The organism is Streptomyces sp. NBC_00878 (genome assembly GCF_026341515.1).
In the GTDB taxonomy this organism is placed as follows: Bacteria; Actinomycetota; Actinomycetes; order Streptomycetales; family Streptomycetaceae; genus Streptomyces.
Window position 1 is genome coordinate 4,234,556 of record NZ_JAPEOK010000001.1, and the last position, 21,392, is coordinate 4,255,947.

Here is a 21,392-nt window from a genome sequence, read left to right on the forward strand (position 1 = left end):
GCGGAGGGGAAATCGAATGCGCGCAGGTACCTACCGTTTAGCCACCATGCTGGCCGTCGTCACCCTACTCACCGGGGCAACGTCCGTCGCCGTATCGCCCCCAAACGCATATGCCGATGAGGACGCCATACGCAACCAGCCCGACCGCGTCGCGCAGCAGATCGCCGACGGGCTCCAGGCCGCGCGGGAAGGCGCGGTCAGCCCGGGCGGGCTGGCCTTCGATCCGGCGCTGGCGCTGCTGCCGGCCGAGGTCCGACGCAAGGTCAATTTCGTTCAGGCCGACGTGGATCGGGGAGCCCGGGGCAAGATCCGGGCCGCACAGCGGGATGCCGGGCGGAGCGCGGGCGCGGCCGCAGAGGCGTACGGCGAGAAGGAGCCCGCGGGCGCGCTCGGCGTCAACGACACCGTGCCGACCGCCGAGCACATCGCCGGCTTCGGCACCGGCGGCCACCAGAACTCCGTGGTCGGCATCACCGGCGACCTCGCCGAGGACCCGAACATCCCCACCCTGCCCGCCGGTGCCGAGGACAACGGGGCCATCCCCCTGGCGTTCGACACCGGTCTGTCCGGCACTCGGAAGGCCCTCAAGACCACCGGCGTCATCGGTGACGGACCGCACGGCAGCGCCGGTGACGGTCGCGGTGACTTCGACTTCTACAAGGTCTCCGGAGTGCCGGCCGGGGTACCCCTCACGGTCGACGTGGGCGCCCAGGGTGACTTCAACGCGATCGTGCGGATGTACGACGCGAACGGGGGCACCGTGTACTGGGCCGACAACCCGGTCAGCGGGAGCGTCTCGGTGAACGCGCAGCTTCCCACCACCGGGGACTACTACCTCATGGTGAGTGGATCCGGGCCGAACTTCGGATCGCCCACCGACCCGAACGACTCCGCCAGCGGCACCGGCGCGGGCTCCGAGGGCGCGTACGGCCTCAAACTCTCCACCGAGGGCGGGGGCGGCGACCAGGACGTCTTCGGCGTCGATCTCAAGGCCGGCGACGTCGTCGGCGCCACGGTCACCGGCAACGGACACCAGCTGTCCTTCTACGACGCCGACGGCACGGAGCTCATGGGCTCGGCCGTCGACACAAGCGGAACCTACGCCTCGGCGTCGCCCCTGCCCGGCGGAGGCAACGCCACCGTCGACCTGGTGGCGCCGCGCGCCGGCCGGTACTACGTCGCCGTGAGCGACGGCGTCGGCGCCTACCGTGCCGCTCTCGAGGCCTACCGCCCCGGCACCGAACTGGAGCGGCAGGGCACCGTCCAGACGGTCTTCCTCGACTTCGACGGCGCTCGTGTCAACACCTCGATCTTCGGCGGCGCCGGCGCGCAACGCGATCTGTCACCGATGTCGGCCTTCCTGCCGGGCTGGGGGCTCACCGCCGATGACGAGGACAAGGTCATCGACGCCGTCGTGGCCTCGGTCAAGGAGAACATCGCCGCCGACCTGGCCGCGAAAGGCACCAACCCGCGCTTCGCCGTCAGGATCCTGAACAGCCGTGACCACGCGGACCCGTTCGGGCGGCCCAATGTCAGCCGTGTCGTCGTCGGCGGCAGCATCGCCGAGTCCGGCATCCCGACCATCGGCATCGCCTCCTCGATCGACCCCGGCAACTACGGCCACGAGGACACCGCACTCGTCCTGCTCGACCTGCTCAGCGCGGCCGCGCCCAACCCGAACTCGCTCAACTCCTATCTGGGACCGCAGAGCGACAAGATCGGCTTCATCGGCCGGGGCGTCGGGAACATCGTCACGCACGAGGTGGGGCACTACTCGGGCAGCTGGCACACCGACCAGTTCAACGACACCGCGAACCTGATGGATCAGGGCGGCAACATCGCCCAGATGCTCGGCGTCGGAGCGGACAGGGTCGGCGGTACGGCGGACGACGTCGACGTCGACTTCACCACCGACTCGTACACCCGGCAGGAACCGTTCACCGGCTTCGAGGACACCCTCGTCAAGACCGCCTGGGCCTACAGCCGCGGTCGCGGCTGAGCGCAGGAGCGGGAGGAGCGGAGGAGGCCGAGAGCGCGCGTCTCTCGGCCTCCTCCGCACGCTGCTCATGACCGGAGGCCGCTCTGCGTCGCCGCAGGTCAGTCAGTTCCCGTCTCCTTGCTTACCTGCCTCGGCCTCTTCCGCCACCTTGAAGGCGATGCCGTCCAGGATGTCGTGTTCGCTGACGACCACCTCGTCCGCGCCGATCCGCTCCATGACAGCGAGCAGTACGAGGGCGCCCGCGCCGATGACGTCGACGCGGCCCGGGTGCATGGAGGGGATCGCGGCGCGTTGGGCGTGGGTGGAGGAGAGCAGCTGCTCGGTGATCTCACGGACGCGGTCGTAGGAGACCCGGGAGTGGTGGATGGCCTCGGAGTCGTACTCCGGAAGGTCCTGGGCGATCGCCGAGATGGTCGTGACGGATCCGGCGAGCCCGACGAGCGTACGGGCCTCGCGCAGCGGCACGGTCTCCTCGGCGAGGTCGAGGGCCGCCTCGATGTCGGCGCGGATCGCCTCGATCTGCTCCGGGGTCGGTGGGTCGCTGACCACGCCGTCGTGCACGAGGTGCCGTTCCGTCATCCGTACGCAGCCGATGTCGACCGAGCGGGCGGCGCGGACGTGGTCGTCGCCGACGACGCACTCCGTGGAGCCGCCGCCGATGTCCACCACGAGGTAGGGCTTTGCGAGCTCGTCGCGGCCCTTCAGTTCCCTGGTGGCTCCCGTGAACGAGAACTCCGCCTCCTGGTCGCCCGAGATGACCTCGGGCTCGACGCCCAGGATGTCGAGGACGCCGCGTACGAACTCGTCGCGGTTCTCGGCGTCGCGGGAGGCGGAGGTCGCCACGAAGCGCAGTCGTTCCGCGCCGTGTTCCTTGACGATCGTCGCGTACTCGCGGCAGGCCGCGAAGGTCCGCTCCAGGGCGTCCGGGGCGAGGCGGCCTGTGCGGTCGACGCCCTGGCCCAGGCGGACGATCGTCATCCGGCGGTCCAGGTCGACGAGTTCGCCCGTCTTCGGATCCACGTCCGCGACGAGCAGGCGGATCGAGTTGGTACCGCAGTCGATGGCGGCGACGCGAGTCATGAGTGGTGATCTCCTCGTTGGCGATCGTTGCGGGGGGCATCTGGGGCGTTTTCTCGCCCCCGCCGCCCCTACCCTCCCCCACTCTCGACTTCGCTCGAGCGGGGGGACCCCCATCGTCCCTTTCTGGGGGCTCCGCCCCCAGACCCCCGTATCGCGCTGAACGCGCTCGTCCTCAAACGCCGGACGGGCTACCAGTCAGCCCCTCCGGCGTTTGAGGAGCGGGGGTTCGGGGGCAGCGCCTCCGAGGCAGGGACGGGAATGGGTAGGGGCGGCGGGGGCGAAATTCACCCCTCGGCCGACACCACGCACGCCCCCTTGCGCCACCACTCCGGCAGCATCTCGATCGCCTCGTCGCCCAGGGGGTTCACCCCCGGACCCGCGGCCAGGGAGTGTGCGACCAGCACGTGCAGACACTTCACCCGGTCCGGCATACCGCCCGCGCTCGGGAAGCCTTCGAGGACCTCGATGGAGTCGCGCCGGGCGATGTAGTCCTCGTGCGCCGCACGGTACGCGTCCGCCAGCTTCGGATCCCTGGCGAGCCGGTCCGTCATCTCCTTCATGACGCCGTTCGCCTCCAGCGTGCCGATGGCGGAAGCCGCACGCGGACACGTCAAGTAGTACGTCGTCGGGAAAGGGGTCCCGTCCGGCAGCCGCGGAGCCGTCTCGACGACGTCCGGCTGCCCGCACGGACAGCGGTGCGCGATCGCGCGCAACCCGCGCGGCGGCCGCCCGAGCTGCTGCTTGAAGGCCTCGACGTCCTCGTCGGTCGGCTCGGTGCGCGGGGTGGGCGGCGGGGGCGTTTCCATGCCTGTGCGTAAGTCTCTCTAGTCAGTTCACTTGTGGATCAGTGGCGGATCAGTGGCGGATCAGTCGTGGATCAGTCGTGGATCGCTGGTCGATCAGTGGTTGATCAGGCGTTGATCGCGTGTGCGTCAGCCCTCGGCGGCGTCTGCCTTGTCGACGCCGTCCCAGACGTTGACGTACCAGGCCCGGTCGGCCGCCGTCTGATCCGTACGCGTCTTCTTCGCCGCGTCGGGGCCGATCACGATGTAGCCGGTCTCGCCCGGCATCACATAGTGCAGCCGCTCCCGGATGCGCTGCTCGGCGTACGCGTCGTCCTGCCAGCGCGCCTTGAGGTCGCGCAACTGCTCGACCCGCTGGCGGGCCTGCTCCCGCTGCCGCTGAAGGTCGGCGACCTCGGCGCGCTGGGAGACGTACTGCCTTATCGGATAGGCGAGGGCCACCACGAGCGAGCACAGGACCAGGGCGAGCAGTGCCGCCCGGCCGGTCAGGCGCGAGCGGCGGGCCTGGCGCTTGGTCTGCGAGCGGTAGACACGGGCGGCGGTCTGCTCACCGAGCAGCCGCAGCCTGGTCGAGGTGGAGAACCGGTCGCGGTCCTTCACGGCCATCTGTCCCGCCTCCCCGGTACAAGCCCGTCGAGTCCATCGCGCCCGCCCATCAAGTCCGACGCGTCCGTCGAGTCCGACGCGTGCGTCGGGCCCGTCATGTCCGGCGCGCCATCACGTACGTACGTCCCCGCACACGGTACGGGACCGAGTACGGGGACGTACGTACGACGCTTCCTACGAAGACGGAGCCCGAGGGCTCAGCCCTTGAAGCGCGGGAACGCGCTACGGCCCGCGTACACCGCCGCGTCGTCGAGGATCTCCTCGATGCGCAGCAGCTGGTTGTACTTGGCGACGCGGTCCGAGCGGGCCGGGGCGCCGGTCTTGATCTGGCCGCAGTTCACCGCGACGGCGAGGTCGGCGATCGTGACGTCCTCGGTCTCGCCGGAGCGGTGGGACATCATGCACTTGAAGCCGTTGCGCTGGGCCATCTCGACGGCGTCCAGGGTCTCCGTCAGGGAGCCGATCTGGTTGACCTTGACGAGCAGGGCGTTCGCCGAGCCCTCCTCGATGCCACGGGCCAGGCGCTCCGGGTTGGTGACGAAGAGGTCGTCGCCGACGATCTGGACCTTGTCGCCCAGCCGCTCCGTGATGACGTTCCAGCCGGCCCAGTCGTCCTCGAACAGCGGGTCCTCGATGGAGACGAGCGGGTAGTCCGCGACGAGCTCCTCGTAGTACTCCGTCATCTCGGCGGCGGAGCGCTCCTTGCCCTCGAAGAGGTACTTGCCGTCCTTGTAGAACTCGGAGGCGGCGACGTCGAGCGCGAGGGCGACCTGCTGGCCGGGAACGTAACCGGCCTCCTTGATCGCTTCGAGGATCAGGTCCAGCGCCTCGCGGTTGGAGCCGAGGTTCGGGGCGAAGCCGCCCTCGTCGCCGAGGCCGGTGGACAGGCTGCGGCTCTTCAGGACCTTCTTGAGGGTGTGGTAGACCTCGGCGCCCCAGCGCACGGCCTCGGAGAAGGACTCCGCGCCGATCGGGGCGATCATGAACTCCTGGATGTCGACGTTGGAGTCGGCGTGCGACCCGCCGTTCAGGATGTTCATCATCGGGACCGGCAGCAGGTGCGCGTTCGGTCCGCCCAGGTAGCGGAAGAGGGGAAGGTCGGAGGCCTCGGACGCGGCGTGGGCGACGGCGAGGGAGACGCCGAGGATGGCATTGGCGCCGAGCGAGGCCTTGTTGTCGGTGGCGTCCAGGTCGATCATCGCCTGGTCGATGAGGCGCTGCTCGGTGGCGTCGTAGCCGACGAGCTCCGGGCCGAGCTGCTCGATGACGGCGAGGACGGCCTTCTCGACGCCCTTGCCGAGGTAGCGGTTGGGGTCTCCGTCGCGGAGCTCAACAGCTTCGAAGGCACCGGTGGAGGCGCCGGACGGAACGGCGGCACGACCCGTGCTGCCGTCGTCGAGGCCGACCTCGACCTCGACCGTGGGGTTGCCTCGGGAGTCCAGGATTTCCCGGGCTACGACGACGTCGATGGACGGCACGAGCATCTCCTTCTGGGATGTGACGCAAGCTGTTCCGGGCCGAAGGCCCGGTTGGGTGCGGACCTGTGGTGGCCCCGCGGCATGAGCCTAACCGGCTGCCGGGGTTCGGCCAGCCCTCGACCGCCTCCTGGACAGAACCGAGAGTAAATTGTTTCCGAACGGAACAAACCGAGGAGGCGAGAGGCGAACGAGAGACGAGAGGGAAGAGAACGAGAAGAGAGGGCGGGAGGCGAGGGCGGGAAGAGGGAGCGGGAAGGGAGCGGGAACGAAAAAAGCCCCGCCCCGGTGCGTACGGGGGAACACGCACCGGAGCGGGGAGCCCGTGGGGGACGGGGGCGGCCCTCACGAGGCCTCCACTATGGGGGACACGGATGTGAGAGCGCTGTGGTTCAGCCGCAATCCGAATATGAACCCGGAGGTTGGGGGTTCGGAGTTCGGAGATCCAGCGACCGTAGATCCGGCCGAGGCTGAGCGGCCAAGGCCTCGGCCGGAGCGCGGCTGCCCGAAGGGCAGCGGTGTCAGCTGAGGTGCAGCTGCTGGCCCGGGAAGATGAAGTCGGCGTCGTCGACGATGTCGTCGTTCAGCTTGTACAGCTTCTGCCAGCCGCCCTTGACGTTCTTCTTCTCGGCGATCTCGCTGAGGGTGTCTCCCTTGACGACCTTGTACTCGCCGTCGCCCTTCTTGACCTTCTTGCCGGTCGGGGTCTTGACGGTCTGCTTCGCGGCCGGGCGCTCCTGGGAACGCGAGGCGCGCTCCTCGGAGGACTTGGTGCTCGGCTGCGACTGCGAGGTGCTCTGGCCGGAGTCGCCCGAGCCCGAGGGAGCCGGGGCACCGCCGGTCGAGGCGCCGGACAGGCCCACGCCACAGCTCGGCCAGGCGCCCTTGCCCTGGCCCGCGAGGACCTTCTCGGCGACGGCTATCTGCTGGGACTTGGAGGCCTGGTCGGCGGAGGAGGCGTACGCCGTGCCGCCGTACGCGGCCCAGGTGGAGGCCGAGAACTGCAGGCCGCCGTAGTAACCGTTGCCGGTGTTGATGGACCAGTCGCCGCCGGACTCGCACTGGGCGACGGCGTCCCACTCGGAGGCGGTGGCGGCGGAGGCTCCCGTGGCGCCCATCAGCGGGACGGCGACGGCGGCGGTGGTGGTGACACCGGCGAGCGCGGCGAAACGGGTAGTCCGATTGGCAATGGTCGGGCGGCGGTGCTTGCCCTTGCCGGAAAACAGCATGAAGTGATCCCCTCACCGACGCCTGCGAGGTGAGCTGTCGGGTTCGGGCCGAGTGAGTTGCCCGGCCGCGCGACACTGCTGTCACGCGGCTTAACCCCAAGCCGTACCTGGCCTCAACGACCGGGTCCGGCACTTACCTTGGGTCCCCCGCTCCTGCCTACGGCGCTTGACGCGACGACTGTTCCCGGACGGCCGTTGGCAGGATTCGGCGTTGCGACCGTCGGGGCTCACCAGTGGCGAGCGGTCACGACCGTAGACACGCGATCCGCCGAATTTCAAAGACGATCACGGTCGTTGAGATCCATCTCTCACTTTCACGAAACCGGACATTCATCGCGAACTGCCGCTGTTTTTCGCCCGATTCGACGCCTTGATCACACTTGGATCGCGGTCCGGGCCGCGACCCGGATGGCAGCCCGGGCCGTGGCCCCGACCGCCGCCCGGATCACTACTTGGCCGCTACCGGCACAGCGTCGATGTCGAGGCTCTGACCGGGAAGGATGAAGTCCGGGTCGTCGCCGACGGCTTCCTTGTTCTCGGCGTAGAGCGCCCGCCATCCGCCCTCGATACCGAGGGAGTCGGCGATCCCCCAGAGACTGTCTCCGGAGCGCACGGTGTACGAGCCTTCGGCGGCGACGCGCGACTCGCTGTCGCTGGGCGAGGCATGCCGACCGGAAGAGTCGCCCGCGTCGGAGTCGGGGGCCTCCTCGTCGGCGCTGTCGCCACGGTGGCGGCCGGAGCCGGAACCGTCCGTCGCGGCGCTTTCGCTCGCGTCGGCCGAAGTATCGCCACTGCGGGACGACTTGTCCGAGTCGTCACTTTTCGTCGTACTGGGCGACGTGGACGACTTGGGTGACACGGACCCCTTGGGCGCCTCAGATGACCCGGATGAACCAGATGAACCTGATGTGTCTGACTTCGTCCCGTTGTTGCCGTCATCCATGCCCAAGCCGCTCGACGGGGTCGGGGAGTCGTCCGTGGCACCCGTGTCGACGTCGGCCGAGCCGGAGTTCTGCGTCAGACCGGCGACGAGGCCGCAGGTCGCCCAGGCGCTCGTGCCCTGGGCCGCGAGAACCTTCTCGGCGACGGCTATCTGCTGCGAGCGGCTGGCCTGGTCGGCACTCGGCGCGTAGTCGAGGCCGCCGTGCTTCTCCCACGTCACCTGGGTCATCTGGAGGCCGCCGTAGTAGCCGTTGCCGGAGTTCGCGCTCCACGAGCCGCCGCTCTCGCACTCCGCGATCGCGTCCCAGGTCGTACCGCTGGCGGCGCTCGCGCCGGTCGCGCCGAGCAGGGGGATCGCGATGGCCGATCCGGTCACGCCCGCCGCGACGAGGAGAGCCGGAGCCTGACGGGGGCGACGGTGACGACCGTTCCCGGAGAGCATGCGGTTGCCTTTCGCGTGACAGCAGAGGACTGCGCACAGCGCGCGCACAGCGAGGGGCCGCGCGCTTGTGACTGCTGCGGCAGGTGGGACCGGCCGCATTGATGGGTGAACGTATAGGCAGTCGAACTCTTGTCACAAGTCGATGCAGCGCAGATAACGTGAAGATCACAGAGTTGACGGAGTCTCATGTTCCGCCGAGGCGTCGGCTACTGTGCGCGGCTTTCTCATAGGCGCACAGTTGGCTCCGCCTTCCATGTCTTCAGCGGCCTCGGTGCGGATGTCCGCCGAGCAGCCCGGGGCGGAGCTGACCGATCACCGTTAGCTGCGGCAAGGTCGGCCGCTTGTACGCGTCGGTCCCGGTGGTGCCAGCGTCCAAAGTCTTCATGATCTCCGGCCAGGCTCCCTTTTGCCACCAGGAGAGCTGGCGCTCGCGAATCGGGTCCACGGGCCCCCACGCAAGCGGCATGTCGACCCAGGAGAGACCATGGCGAAGCCGGTGGAGCATCCCCTGAAACTGGAGACGGATGTCGTACTTGCTCGTGAAGTGACGCTTGGTGAAGTACGCCCGCAACGCCTCCAGTACGTTCTCCCACTGCTCATCGTCGGGGTCCGGCGGCACCTTTGTTCCGGTCGCCCAGTGCCACTCGCTGACTGGGCACTTCACTCCGGGCTTGCGGAGGTTGGTCATGCCGCCGGTGACGATCTTGAGGTCGAACAGATCGAAGATTTCCTTGCGTTCTTCGAGTGTCAAGTCCTTCAGCCGATCCTCGGCATTGGTGGCGATGTCAACGAGGTTGCACGCCCGGCGCTCCTGGTCGGCGTGCGCCTCCAGCCACTGCTGGGCGAACGTGCGCTGCCGCTTGAACTCCGCCAGTTCGGCTTCAAGCGCCGTGACCGAGGCCTTGAGTACTGCTGAGTCGACACCTGCACGTACGTACTCGGGGATGCGCACCTCGATCAGGTGCTCCTGTTCGGCGATTCTGGTTGTGAACTCGGCAACGCGCTTCTCGTACTTTTCCCTGTCTCCGGAGAGGCTGCCCGATCGTTCGGAAGCCAGGTCCCGCAGACGGCTTTCGTCCTCCAGGAGCCTGGCCAGTTCCTTCCAGACGACGCCTTCGATGTGGTCGGCCTCGAAGTAGGGCTCGCGGCACGAAGGGCCACTGAGAAGTCCCCTGCATCGGTACGACCGGCCGGTGCCCCGGCCCGCTCCCGTGTACACCTCGCCACACGTGCCGTGGATCCGTCCCGTCAGGGGGTAGACCGAATTCCCTCGCCGACCGTTCTGGAAGCCGAGCTTCTTCATAGCGGCCATGAGCTGCGCGGCCCGCTCCTCGGAGAAAATAGGCGGTACGCCGATTCTGACCTGGGCACCGTGGACGGGGGTGCCGTCGTCGCAGCGGAGGGTGGTGTTCTTTCCACTGCCGCGGTCGGTCTTGCGGTAGACCACATAGCCATCGTGAATGGTTTCGCTGTGGAGGCGGTTGCGTAGGTTGGCGACGCTCCAGGGGACGCCGCTTCGGGTGAAGAGCTTGCGGTTGTTGAGTTCACCGCACGCCTCGGTGAGGTTCATGCCCTGGTCGACGATGAGTTCCGCGGCGACAGCGAGGACCATGGACTCGTGAGCGTCGGTGACGAGGATGGACAAACGTTTACGGCGTCCCTCGACTTCCTTGGTGTCCTTCTCAATTCTGTAGCCGTAGGGAGCCGAGCCGCCCGGCCAGCCGCCGTAACTGATCTTCAGCTCTCGGCCGGCGACGGTGCGCTCCTTGATACGTCGCCAGTCCATCTCGGAGAAGGTGACGTACTGCGTGAACTGCTGCCACCCTGCCTCGGTGCTCGTATCGATGCCTTCGGCGACCGAGATGAAGTAGATACCGATGTCAGCCATGTTCCAGGCCCACTGGTAGGCGGCTCGGGCCGTACGCCCAATACGGTCGACCTTGGGCACGAGGATCCGGTTGAAGCGCTGTTGGTGCGCGTCGACGACGAGACGATCCATCTCGGGACGACTCTCCAGAGCCCCTGACACAGCTTCGTCCACGTAGGAGTCGTAGACGGTGACTTCAGGGTGCCGGCCGAGCCATTCGTCGGAGATCTTGTCCTGGTCTTCGAGTCCGAAGCCGTCAAGCTGATCGAGGGTGGATACGCGCGCGTACTTGGCGACGACGGCCGCAGGGGCTGCAAGGCATGGGCGTGCCACAATGGGCATGTTCAGTCCTCCGAGACTGTTCCGTCCCCGGGGTGTTCGCGCACCGCCGGGAAGGTTCCGGCCCCTTTGCGCTGTCGCAAGCGCTCTGGGGCCGGTGCCGTTTTGGAGAACTTTACCTGCCACTCTGTGCAGTTGAAGTGGAATTGCACAGTTCTACGTCCTGAGCCAGACACCACTGCTCCCGGTACCGTCACCCCGTGAATGCCCCGCACATCGAACCCGAACTCTTCACCTGGGAGTTCGCCACCGACCCCTACCCTGCCTACGCATGGCTCCGCGAGCACTCGCCCGTGCACCGCACCACACTTCCCAGCGGGGTGGAGGCCTGGTTGGTCACCCGATACACAGACGCCAAGCTGGCGCTCGCCGACCCGCGGCTCTCCAAGAATCCCGTGCACCATTCCGAAGACGCCCACGGCAAGAGCAAGACGGGCATCCCCGGCGAACGCAGCGCCAACCTCATGACCCATCTGCTCAACATCGACCCACCGGACCACACACGGCTGCGTCGGCTCGTCTCCAAGGCGTTCACCCCCCGCCGTGTGGCCGCTTTCGAAGCCCGCGTCCAGAAACTGACCGACCACCTCATCGACCAGTTCGCGCACAAGGGCTCCGCCGATCTCATCCACGAGTTCGCGTTCCCTCTCCCCATCTACGCCATCTGCGACCTGCTCGGCGTCCCCCGAGAAGACCAGGACGACTTCCGGGACTGGGCGGGGATGATGATCCGGCACGGCGGTGGGCCGAGGGGCGGTGTCGCGCGGTCCGTGAAGAAGATGCGCAATTACCTCACCGAGCTGATCCATCGCAAGCGGGAGGCTCTGTCAGATGCCCCGGACCCTGGCGAAGACCTCATCTCCGGCCTCATCCGCGCTTCCGACCATGGCGAGCATCTCACCGAGAACGAAGCCGCAGCCATGTGTTTCGTACTACTGTTTGCTGGTTTTGAGACCACCATCAACTTGATCGGCAACGGCACGTACGCGCTGCTTCGCAACCCACAGCAGCGGGCGCAACTACAGAAGTCGATCGAGCGTGGCGAACAGGAATTGCTCGACACCGGCGTCGAAGAGCTTCTCCGCTACGACGGTCCTGTCGAATTGGCGACCTGGCGCTACGCAACCGAGCACCTCGACATCGGGGGACAACAAATCGCTTCTGGTGATCCCGTACTCGTGGTCCTCGCCGCCGCCGACCGTGATCCCGCCCGTTTCGACGACCCTGACACCCTCGACCTGTCCCGAGGGGACAACCAGCACCTCGGTTACGGGCACGGCATCCACTACTGCCTCGGTGCCCCGCTCGCCCGACTCGAAGGCCGTACCGCACTGGCCACCTTGCTGCGCCGCCTACCCGATCTTCGTCTTGCCGCTGATCCAGAGGACTTGCGTTGGCGCGGCGGGCTCATCATGCGGGGGCTGCGGAACCTTCCCGTGGCATTCACGCCGTCCAACAAGGAACCCGAGTAGGCACATCAATCGAGGAACCGGCCAGGTTCCCCTTCCCCTCGACTTGGGCGAGGCCGCCGAACAGCCGTACTCAGAAGCGCCGCAAGCTCACTGTTCAGCCCCTCCACCTCGGGCGATCGCTGCCTGGCCGCCTCCTCCAGCCAACGCAACGCCCGATTTCCCAGCGAAAGGCCCAGTCGATACGCCGCCTCGCCATCACCCATTGCAGCGGCTGTTTTCAGATACGCTTCCGCCTCCTCAGCCTCGTCCTGCGCCAGAAGCAACAGGCCCAGCTCTCGAGCCGCTGGGGCATGTCCCGCGTCTGCAGCTTTTCGGAACCAGCCTTCTGCTGCTGCACGACTGCCTCTGAGAATCGGGCTGAGGCTGTGAGCGACGGCAAAGTTGTACATGGCGGTTGGGTCACCCGCTTCTGCCAACGGACGGTAGTACCCCTGAGCCGCCGCTTTCAGACCCAGCCACCGGACCTGCGTGGCCGGCAGGAAGGGCCCGAACACAGCCTTGTTCCATACCCCTGCCGGGATGGCCATGGTCTTCTCCGACCTCTCGGCCTCGGCGATCAGTGACCCGTAGGCACGCCACGTGCCCGCCGATCGACCTGATACAAGTAGCCCTGTCACGTCGTAGCGAACCTCGGTTGCCCAAGCGAGCGCGTCTTCAAGCGATTCGCTCTCCACGCCTACCGCGTTGTAGTACTTGCACAGGCCGTCCATGACGTGCACGGGAACGGGGTGCGCAATCCCGCAGCGTCCAAGGTCGATCGCAGCCCGAACAAGCAGGTGCCCTCGCGGATGCGCCGTTGCCCGGCGTGCGCGCCACCACTCTGGCCGTTGGCCGCGGACGGGCCCGGCGGGCTGTTCACCGTGAGCGAGCCGATGGAGCCCGCCTGGACGAGGGTCTCGGTGACACCGCCGGAGACGAGGTTGCGCGTGCCCGGTGCCAGGCTCGCGTCCTCGATGAACGAACGCAGTTCGGGGGCGAACGCCGGATCATCGTCCAGGAGACGGAGCAACTCGGCCGCACACCGGTTCTCGCCCGGGTCGTCGAGGGCGAACTGCGCATCGGACAGCCTGCCGCTGAAAGGCGACTGAAAACGGCCCACGACGCTCCGCCAGCCCTCTCGCGCCACCGCCCCGACGAGGACCCTCGCCCCCTCGGCTGCGAGCCGCTCCAACTCCGCATCCATCAGCTCCCCTTGCTCATCGGACACCTGGGACAACGGTACTCAGCGGCCCTCCACGCTCCAGATTGCGCGCTTAATCCTGGAACATCCATAAATCATCTCCTCCTTGACCCCGTGAGCCGAGCACTCCATACAGTCACGCGGTGGACCCCGAAATACTCCGGAGCAGTTTCGCGGTCGTCGAGAGGCGGGCCGAATTCGCGGTCAAGTACTTCTACTCGCACCTCTTCTGGCACCACCCCGATGTCCGCACCCTGTTCCCGCTGGATTTCCCGGAGGACATGGAACGTCAGCGGGACCGGCTGTTCGCCGCGTTGACGCTTGTCGTGGGGCGGCTCGGGGAGCCGGGGACGCACGAGTATCTGGCGGAGCTGGGGCGCGACCACCGGAAGTATCTGGCGCGGCCGGAGCACTACGCGGCGGTGGGCGGGAGCCTGATCGCCGCGTTCGCCGCCGTGTCGGGGTCGGCGTGGAGCACCGGGGTGGAGAAGGCCTGGAGCGAGGCGTACGCCGTGATCGCGGACGCCATGCTGGACGGCGCGGGGGAGGCGGAGCGCCAGGGGGAGCCGCCCTGGTGGGACGCCGAGGTGGTCGGCCGCACCAGGCACGGGGACGACCTCGCCGTACTGAACCTGCGCCCCCACCGTCCCCTCTCCCACCTGCCCGGCCAGTACGCGAGTGTCAACAGCCCCCGTATCCCTGGCGTCTGGCGTCCGTACTCCCTCGCCAACGCGCCCCGTCCCGACCACTCCGTCGACCTGCACGTCAGTCTCGTCGAGGACGGTGTCCTGTCCACCGAGCTCGTCCGCCGCACGCGCGCGGGTGACACGCTGCGGCTCGGCGCACCGGGTGGCCGGCTGACCCTGCGTACGCCGGTGGAGCGGCCGGTCACGTTCATCGCTGCGGGCACGGGCTGGGCGCCGGTGAAGGCGCTGCTGGAGCAACTGGCGTGGGAACCGGGGTCGTACGACGAGGCGCGGCTCTTCGTTGTCGCCCGGGACACGGCGTACCTGTACGACCGGGGCGCGCTCGGGGAGTTACGCACGCGGCTGCCGCATCTCGATGTCACCGTCATCACGCCCGCGCCCGGCCGGCCGAAGGCCCAGGCCACCGGCCGTCTGCTGACGGCGCTGGGCAATCGGGCCAACTGGGCCCGCCACGACGTCTATCTGGCCGGTCCGCCCCGGCTGGTCGAGGCGACCGCCGAGGTCCTCCCCGTCCTCGGCGCCGACCCCGAGCGCGTCTTCCGGGACGATCTGCCGCCCACGGGTCAGGGGCAGGCCCGCCCGCTCGGTCCGGGCGAGTGGCTTCTCCACCGGCCCCGTCCGCACTGGCACAACCCGTCGGCCCGCTCGCGGGACATCGCCCCGTAGGGGCAGGGGCGCGGGGAACTGCGCGATCGGCCGCAGTCGGCCGGCAGGTATCGAACGGCTCTTCCGGCGGAACGCTCAGCTCTCGGCCGACCGGCCATCGGTCGGCAGGCCATCGGTCGGCAGGCCATCGGTCGGCAGGCCCTCACGCACTCGTATCGCATCCCGGTAGGCCCGCGCCGCAGCCCTGAGTGCCGCCTCCGGATCCACGCCGTCCGTCTCGGCGCGGACGGCCATCGCCAGGAGTTCGTAGCCGACGCCCTCGCCCTCGGGCAGTGGCACTTCGAGCCCCGCCGTGCGGGCGCGGGATGACAGCTTGGCGGCGAGTGCGAGGCCCGGCTGGCCGAGCGGGACGCCCTCCGTCACGGAGGTCCGCTGCTTCTCCGCGGCCTTGGTGCGCAGCCAGTGCTCCTTGACCTCCTCGGGGGTCGAGGCGGTCTCGTCGCCGAAGACGTGCGGGTGGCGGTGGATGAGCTTGGTGACGATGCCAGCCGCCACGTCGTCGATGGAGAAGGGCTCCGCCCCGTCCTCCGCGCGGCCCTCCTCGGCGATCCGGGCGTGGAAGACGACCTGGAGCAGGACGTCGCCGAGCTCCTCGCGCAGCTCGTGGCGGTCGCCCTCCTCGATCGCCTCGACGAGTTCGTACGCCTCCTCGATGCCGTATTTCGCCAGGCCCTTGTGGGTCTGCTGGGACGACCAGGGGCACTCGACGCGGATGCGGTCCATGACCTGGACGAGGTCGAGGAGCCGGGCGCCCGGGAGGTCGTACGACGCGGGGAGCAGTTCGAGGTCGGGCATCTGGACGTTTCCGGAGCCGGCCAGCCGGGCCAGGCCGTCGGTCAGGCGCGGCTCGCCCTCGCCGGTGGCCACGACGACGACCGTGTGCCCGCCTGCGCAGGCGTCGACCAGGTCCTCGGCGGTCGGCGCGGCCTCGTCGACCTGGACGCCCGCCTCGCGCAGATACGGCAGCTGGGGGTGCGTGCCGTCCGCGCACAGGACGCGGTCGGCGTCGTGCAGCGCCTGCCAGGCGGGCCAGGACAGGAGTCCGGGCGCGACTCGGTGGCTGGTGGTGAGCAGGACGATGCGCCCCGGGCTGGATGCGTTCACACACCGAACGTAACCCACGCCACTGACAACAAGGTCACGCGCCGAGGAACGGCCATGCGCCGAGGAATGGCGATGCACCGAGGAATGGTCATGTGCCGGGGAACGGTCCTGTGCCGAGGACAGGACCCGTGCCGGGTCAGGACCTGCTACGTCGTCTGCTTGCTTCCCGCCGACGTGACCTCGCGCAGCCACGGCACCTTGGCGTCGACGCGGCTGCTCCTCTCGACGTCCCAGGAGCCGTAGCGCGGGTTCAGGTCGACGTCCAGCTTCTTGGACGCCTCGGACAGTGCCTTCCAGAAGGCGGGCTGGCTGGTGTCCGTGCCGAGTGCGGCGGCGAGTTTCTGGGCCTCGATCTGGACGCGGAGGTTGTCGTCGAGCCGCTCGGGCGCGACGCCGTACTGCTGGAGCCAGGCCACTTCCAGCGCCCTCTCGTCGCCCGCCTGCTTCTCCAGCTCGCCGCGGAAGCCCTGGACCTCCTTGCGGCTGACGGTCACGCCCGCGTCCTGGGCGGCCTGGTGCAGGACGCGGTCGAGGACCATGACGTGCAGGGTGTCGCGGGTGAGGCCGCCGGTCTTGGCGATGGCCTGCTCGAACTGAGCTTCGCCCGTGGTGGCCGCGCGCTGGGCGGACCGTACCTCGTTCACCCGGTTCTCCAGCTGGGAGACGGTGATGCGGTCGCCGCCGACGACGGCCGCGGCACCGGGATGCGCGTCGTTGCCGCAGGCGGAGAGGAGAGGGGCCGCGGTGACGAGCGCGGCGGAGAGGAGGAACGCGGTGCGACGGCGGCGGTGCAAGGAGACCTCCTGTAGGAGCGCAAAAAACAGGTGCGGCGCGCAGCGCCTCCACCAGGGGCGGTGGTCGGGCGACGGGCGGGCGCACAAAGTCTTGCGGTGATCGATGGTAGGCAGGGGACCGGCTCTCGGCCACCCATTCGACCCAACGATTCGCCAGGAGTTCGGGCACCGGCGCCGGGCCGTCTCCATCCACACGCCGCACAGCGGCCCCATCCGGTGGCCGCGGGATGTGGTCAGCCGCGGACCTGGCCCAGCCACTGGAGGGTTCGGCTGACCTCCGCGACCAGGGGATGGCCGGGGCCCCGCAGGCGTTCGACGTCGTACTGGAGGCGGGCCAGGGTGTCGTGGGCGGCGGCGCGGTCGCCGAGGGCGAGCAGCAGGTGGCCGATGCGGCGGCGGACCTCGAAGGAGAGCTCGGCGTCCTGGGCGACGTACTGGTTCTCGTAGTACGGGAGCAGCGAGCGGTACTCGGCGAGCGCGGACGCCGGTTCCCCGAGCTGTTCCAGGCACTGGGCGGCGTCGTAGCGGAAGCGCAGGGACTGCGGGTCGGCCTGGCCGGCCTCGGAGGCGCGCTCGTCGGCGAGGAGACGCAGTTCGGGCAGAGCGCGGCGGTACTGGCCGTCGTCCATCAACGTGGCCGCGTACTGCTTGCGCAGGGTGCGGACGACGGGTGAGTGCTTGCCGTGCTGGGCGGCGGCGGCCGGGAGGATGCCGCCGAGGATGTCGACGGCCTGGGTGATGCGGCCTTCGTCGAGGAGGCGCTTGACCTCGTCGACGGCGCCCGCGACGTCGGGCTTGTCGGCGGCCGGGGTGGCCTGCGGCTGGGGCGCGGGGGTCCGGGCGCGGTCCGGCCAGGGGGCGTGCGGGCGCAGGAAGGGGCGCGTGGGGTCGAGCGAGCCGCCGGACGGGATCCCGCGCGCGGGAAGCAGCGGCAGCAGCTGCTCGTACGTCTCCTGCGCGGAGTCCGGGCGGTGTTGCGGGTCCTTGGCGAGCAGGCGCAGGACGAGCGCCTCCAGCGCCTCCGGGACCTCGGGGCGCAGCTGGCGGACCGGCACGGGCGGCTCGTAGAGGTGGCGGTGGAGCACGCCGAGGGCGGTGGAACCCGAGAACGGCACGTCTCCGCTGAGCAGTTCGTGCAGCAGCACCCCGAGCGCGTACAGATCCGTGTACGGGCCGACCGCGCCGCCCATCGCCTGTTCGGGGGCCATGTAGGCGGGCGAGCCGATGGGAGAACCGGTGTGGGTGAGGCGGGTGGTGTCCGTGTCCATGACCGATGCGACGCCGAGGTCGAGGACGGTGACCGTGCCGTCCTGCTTGACCATCACGTTCCGCGGCTTGAGGTCGCGGTGGACGATCGGCACGGCGTGCACCGCGGACAGCACGGCGCACAGCTGCGCGGCGACCGAGACGGCCCACTGCCAGGGGTACGGGTCGTGGTCGGCGAGGTGGCCGGCGAGGTCGACGCCGTCGACGTACTGCATGACGAGGAACAGCTCCTCGCCCTCGCTGCCCGCGTCGTGGACGGTGACCAGGCCGGGGTGGTCGACCTGGGCGGTGACGCGGCACTCACGCACGAAGCGGCGGCGCAGTTCGTCGGCCTCGGCGCCCGCGACCTTGTCGGGGCGGAGCAGTTTGACGGCGACGCGCCGGTCGAGGCGCTGGTCGTACGCCGTCCACACCTGGCCCATGCCGCCCTGTCCGATGAGCGTGGACAGTTCGTAGCGGCCGGTGATCACCCGCCCCGGCGCCACGGTCACCTGCCGTCCTCGTGCTTGCGGAGATAGTCACTCAGCTCGTCGAGCTCGGCGCGCACCTGGTCGATACGGGCGGGCGCGGGGCGCTGCGGCGGCGGGGTCGGGGTTGGTGTGGGGGTCGGTATGGGGGTCCCGGGCGCGGCGGGCTGGGGTATCGGCGCCATCGGCGCCATCGGGGGCACCGGGGTGTGCGGGCCCGTCGCGGCGGCGTACGGCGGCTGCGGATACCCGTACACGGGCGGGGCGGGCCGCTGGTGCAGCGGGTGTCCCGCTGCCGCCTGGCCCAGCTGGTGGAAATGGCGGATGTCCGCCGCGAGGTAGTACGAGATCACGATCACGAGCGAGCCCAGGAGCAGGGCGAAACCCAACCCGCCGCCGACCGTGTGGATCTCCTCGCCGGGCTCGGTGGCGAGCAGGACGATGCCGAGGACCTCGGCCGCCAGGGCGGCCACGAACAGCCCCCAGTCGAGCGACCTGCGGGTCACGAGCGCCAGGCGCAGCATCATCGTCCAAGCGAGCAGACCGAAGCTGCAGACGGAGATCGTCACGAACAGCACGCGCAGGAAGACCAGCAACCCGGTCGAGGGTGGCGGCGTCACCGGCTGCGCCTGGCCGTGGCCTTGCATGGTTGCTCCTGGAAGCCTGATGAGGGCGGACGAAAGACGAACCTATGAGTTGGAAGTCCGAGCGTATAGGCCGACAAGGACAAGTGTTCCCGGGTTGTACCGAACCGTTGTCGTGCTGAGCGCTTCGCCCGTCCCAACCGCCTCAGCCGGGCGCGACCGTGCCCGCCGTACACACCGCGGCGGACCTCACCGGTCGCGACCGGTGCGCCTCATAGTGCGTGCCGCACCCACACGTTGGGCTCGACATACACCGCGTACCCGCGCCGCGGCTCGCAGTGCACGGGCACCAGCGCCCCGGGCACCTCGACCTGACCCTCCTCGTCGAACGGCAGCCCCGTCCACGCCCGCCACTCGTCGAGCGACGCCGCCACGGTCATCGACGCCGGCGCCACCGCCTCGATACGCGCGCCCGCCCGGACGTGGACCCGCAGCCACGGGTCGTACGGCAGCCCGTCGCCGCGCGTCCGGAACGCGTACTCCGCCATCTCCGTACGCGGCTCCAGGTGCTTGGCGCTCGGGCGCACCGGGGCGACCACCTCGTCGAAACCGCGCGCCAGGGCGTTGTCGCGCATCGCGGAGAGCATGCGGCCCGACAGACCGGTGCCCTGGGCGTGCGGGGCGACGACGATCGAGATCGCGCTCACCGTGTCGGGGGTGATGCCGTGGCGCCGGTCGGAGAACGCCCACACCAGCGCCTCGTCCCAGCCCCGCGCCGGCAGCTCGCCCCGGTCCTCGTCCGCGAGGGCGAACGGCACGCTGTAGGCGTGCGCGACCACCTCGCCGCGCTCGTCCTCGGCGAACAGCACGTACTCCGGCAGCTCGGTGGCGATCCGGCCGTAGTGCGCGTTGCCGACGGGGTCGTTGCGCAGGAACTCGGGCCAGGTGTCCGCCATCCCCGTCACCTGGCCGTACTTCTCGGGCCGCTCGGCGAGACTCGCCACCGTCAACTCCATGCCGGACACCGTAGGCGGCGGCTCACCGCGGACGGAACCGATAGGCGCGCCATGGAATCGAGGTGCGCGCCGCGGAGCGGAATGGTCTTGGCTCGCACAAATCCGGAACAGGTCCCCCTGAACCGGCCCAGCTCGCCTGGACCGACTCAGCCCCTCGGAACCAGCTCACCTCGCGTTGGACCGACTCACCTCGCGCCACCCACTCACCTCGCGCCGAACCGACTCAGCTCGCGTTGGACCGACTCAGCTCGCCCGGCACCGGCCCTGGTTGCCCGGCACCGGCCCAGCTCGCCCGGCACCGGCCCAGCTTGCCCGGGAAGCAGCTCAGCTTGCCCGGGAACCGGCCCAGCTTGCCCGGGAAGCAGCTCAGCTCGCGCGGAACCGGCTCGGTGCCTGGGTCGACGTTCCCCCGGAGGGGAGCTGCTGCCCCGGGCAGCCGGACAGCACCCGCTTCATGGCGTCCTTCTCGGCGGCGGTGACCCACAGCCCGTACTTCTTCTTCACGGCCACCTGCCGGGCCACGTATGTGCAGCGGTACGCCTTGTAGGGCGGGAGCCAGGTCGCCGTGTCCCCGTCGCCCTTGCTGCGGTTGCGGCCGGCGTCGACGGCGAGGAGGTTCAGCGGATCGTTGGCCAGTGCTATCCGTTTGCTCGCGTCCCACTTCTGGGCGCCCTTCACCCAGGCGTCAGACAGCGCGACGAGATGGTCTATGTCGACCTCGCTGCGGCCTCCTCGTACGAAGGTCACGTCCTCGTTGGTGTAAGGGTCGGGGTCGAGCGTCCCGGACCTCACCTCGCAGTCACCGTCGCTGAACTTCACCTCCTTCAAGTCCCGCTTGAGTACGTCGTCTCGGGTGTCGCAGCCGTTCGAGTCCGTGTCGGCCCAGGGGCTGCCGAACTTGTCCCGGTCGTATCCCGTCTTGGGCGCCCGTCCCTTGACGGTCAGTTCATCGACAGCGGTGAGGGCGGCTCCGCCCCCGCTCGCCGCCGTCTCCTCGGGGCCGGCCGTACCCGTCGTCTCGGCGGTGCAGCCGGTCGCGGCCAGCAGCAGCACCGCGGCTCCAGCGACCCTGGTCCAGAGCGTCACGGCGCTCCCTCCCCTTGCTTGCCCCTGTCCGCCCTGAGCGGGCGGCTTTTCCCTGCACCTCACCGTACTGGCCAGGGGCTGAGGCGATAACAGGCGGAGAGCGGGCTTCAACGGACTTCAACGGGCAAGTGGTGCACGACCGGCGTGACGCCGGTGGTGACCGGGAGTGGGGCGTCCCCGGCACGCTGCCTTAGCGGCCGGCCACCAACCACCCACCACCGACCTCGACCTCGGCCACGACCTCGACCACGACCTCGACCTCGACCTC

18 protein-coding genes and 1 riboswitch are annotated in these 21,392 nt (G+C 69.2%); of the genes, 3 read left to right on the plus strand and 15 right to left on the minus strand.

The window, feature by feature from the left end:
* Window positions 1-16 precede the first annotated feature (16 nt).
* Window positions 17-1,999, plus strand: a complete 1,983-nt coding sequence (locus tag OHA11_RS17635; protein ID WP_266497300.1) for a hypothetical protein — start codon at window positions 17-19, stop codon at window positions 1,997-1,999.
* 102 nt (window positions 2,000-2,101) lie between these two features.
* Here OHA11_RS17635 and OHA11_RS17640 read toward each other — a convergent pair whose 3' ends face one another.
* From OHA11_RS17640 to OHA11_RS17670, 7 genes are all read right to left on the minus strand, one after another.
* Complete coding sequence (locus OHA11_RS17640) at window positions 2,102-3,079, minus strand: Ppx/GppA phosphatase family protein (RefSeq protein ID WP_266497302.1); 978 nt, start codon at window positions 3,077-3,079, stop codon at window positions 2,102-2,104.
* Window positions 3,080-3,363: 284 nt separating this feature from the next.
* Window positions 3,364-3,885 carry a DUF501 domain-containing protein gene (locus tag OHA11_RS17645; protein ID WP_266497305.1) on the minus strand — a complete coding sequence of 174 codons (522 nt, stop codon included), beginning with the start codon at window positions 3,883-3,885 and terminating at the stop codon, window positions 3,364-3,366.
* Between the two features lie 126 nt (window positions 3,886-4,011).
* Entirely contained in the window at window positions 4,012-4,488 is a 477-nt protein-coding gene (locus OHA11_RS17650; protein WP_266497307.1) for a septum formation initiator family protein, read from the minus strand.
* A 197-nt stretch (window positions 4,489-4,685) separates the two neighbouring features.
* The gene (gene eno, locus OHA11_RS17655; protein WP_266497309.1) at window positions 4,686-5,966 is read right to left on the minus strand and encodes a phosphopyruvate hydratase; all 1,281 of its coding nucleotides are present in this window, start codon (window positions 5,964-5,966) and stop codon (window positions 4,686-4,688) included.
* Between the two features lie 518 nt (window positions 5,967-6,484).
* Window positions 6,485-7,192, minus strand: a complete 708-nt coding sequence (locus tag OHA11_RS17660) for a transglycosylase family protein (protein ID WP_266497311.1) — start codon at window positions 7,190-7,192, stop codon at window positions 6,485-6,487.
* Between the two features lie 4 nt (window positions 7,193-7,196).
* Window positions 7,197-7,367, minus strand: a riboswitch (cyclic di-AMP (ydaO/yuaA leader).
* Window positions 7,368-7,640: 273 nt separating this feature from the next.
* Window positions 7,641-8,576: a transglycosylase family protein gene (locus tag OHA11_RS17665; protein WP_266497314.1), complete on the minus strand. Its 936-nt coding sequence runs from the start codon at window positions 8,574-8,576 to the stop codon at window positions 7,641-7,643.
* A gap of 259 nt (window positions 8,577-8,835) precedes the next feature.
* Window positions 8,836-10,908, minus strand: coding sequence for a recombinase family protein (locus OHA11_RS17670; RefSeq protein WP_266497316.1), 2,073 nt, complete (start codon window positions 10,906-10,908; stop codon window positions 8,836-8,838).
* 74 nt (window positions 10,909-10,982) lie between these two features.
* Here OHA11_RS17670 and OHA11_RS17675 point away from each other — a divergent pair, with 74 nt between their 5' ends.
* The gene (locus OHA11_RS17675; protein ID WP_266497319.1) at window positions 10,983-12,254 is read left to right on the plus strand and encodes a cytochrome P450; all 1,272 of its coding nucleotides are present in this window, start codon (window positions 10,983-10,985) and stop codon (window positions 12,252-12,254) included.
* A gap of 5 nt (window positions 12,255-12,259) precedes the next feature.
* Here the strand turns inward: OHA11_RS17675 and OHA11_RS17680 are convergent, their stop codons facing one another.
* Both OHA11_RS17680 and OHA11_RS17685 read right to left on the minus strand, forming a co-directional pair.
* Window positions 12,260-12,964, minus strand: a complete 705-nt coding sequence (locus tag OHA11_RS17680) for a hypothetical protein (RefSeq protein ID WP_266497321.1) — start codon at window positions 12,962-12,964, stop codon at window positions 12,260-12,262.
* Entirely contained in the window at window positions 12,931-13,461 is a 531-nt protein-coding gene (locus OHA11_RS17685; protein WP_266497323.1) for a hypothetical protein, read from the minus strand. Before OHA11_RS17685 ends, OHA11_RS17680 begins: the two co-directional genes overlap by 34 nt.
* 116 nt (window positions 13,462-13,577) lie before the next feature.
* Here OHA11_RS17685 and OHA11_RS17690 point away from each other — a divergent pair, with 116 nt between their 5' ends.
* Complete coding sequence (locus tag OHA11_RS17690; protein ID WP_266497326.1) at window positions 13,578-14,807, plus strand: globin domain-containing protein; 1,230 nt, start codon at window positions 13,578-13,580, stop codon at window positions 14,805-14,807.
* A 75-nt stretch (window positions 14,808-14,882) separates the two neighbouring features.
* Here the strand turns inward: OHA11_RS17690 and OHA11_RS17695 are convergent, their stop codons facing one another.
* The 6 genes from OHA11_RS17695 to OHA11_RS17720 all read right to left on the minus strand — a co-directional run bounded on the left by OHA11_RS17695 (window position 14,883) and on the right by OHA11_RS17720 (window position 21,124).
* Window positions 14,883-15,911, minus strand: coding sequence for a nucleoside triphosphate pyrophosphohydrolase (locus tag OHA11_RS17695; RefSeq protein ID WP_266497329.1), 1,029 nt, complete (start codon window positions 15,909-15,911; stop codon window positions 14,883-14,885).
* Window positions 15,912-16,057: 146 nt separating this feature from the next.
* The gene (locus tag OHA11_RS17700; protein WP_266497332.1) at window positions 16,058-16,705 is read right to left on the minus strand and encodes a SurA N-terminal domain-containing protein; all 648 of its coding nucleotides are present in this window, start codon (window positions 16,703-16,705) and stop codon (window positions 16,058-16,060) included.
* A 233-nt stretch (window positions 16,706-16,938) separates the two neighbouring features.
* Window positions 16,939-18,420 (minus strand): serine/threonine-protein kinase, encoded by a 1,482-nt coding sequence (locus OHA11_RS17705; RefSeq protein WP_266507260.1) that lies wholly within the window; start codon window positions 18,418-18,420, stop codon window positions 16,939-16,941.
* Between the two features lie 38 nt (window positions 18,421-18,458).
* On the minus strand, window positions 18,459-19,085 hold the full coding sequence (locus tag OHA11_RS17710) for a hypothetical protein (RefSeq protein ID WP_266497335.1): 627 nt from the start codon (window positions 19,083-19,085) through the stop codon (window positions 18,459-18,461).
* Window positions 19,086-19,294: 209 nt separating this feature from the next.
* Window positions 19,295-20,038: an N-acetyltransferase gene (locus OHA11_RS17715; RefSeq protein ID WP_266497337.1), complete on the minus strand. Its 744-nt coding sequence runs from the start codon at window positions 20,036-20,038 to the stop codon at window positions 19,295-19,297.
* Between the two features lie 366 nt (window positions 20,039-20,404).
* Window positions 20,405-21,124 carry an HNH endonuclease family protein gene (locus OHA11_RS17720; protein ID WP_266497340.1) on the minus strand — a complete coding sequence of 240 codons (720 nt, stop codon included), beginning with the start codon at window positions 21,122-21,124 and terminating at the stop codon, window positions 20,405-20,407.
* Window positions 21,125-21,392: the final 268 nt, after the last annotated feature.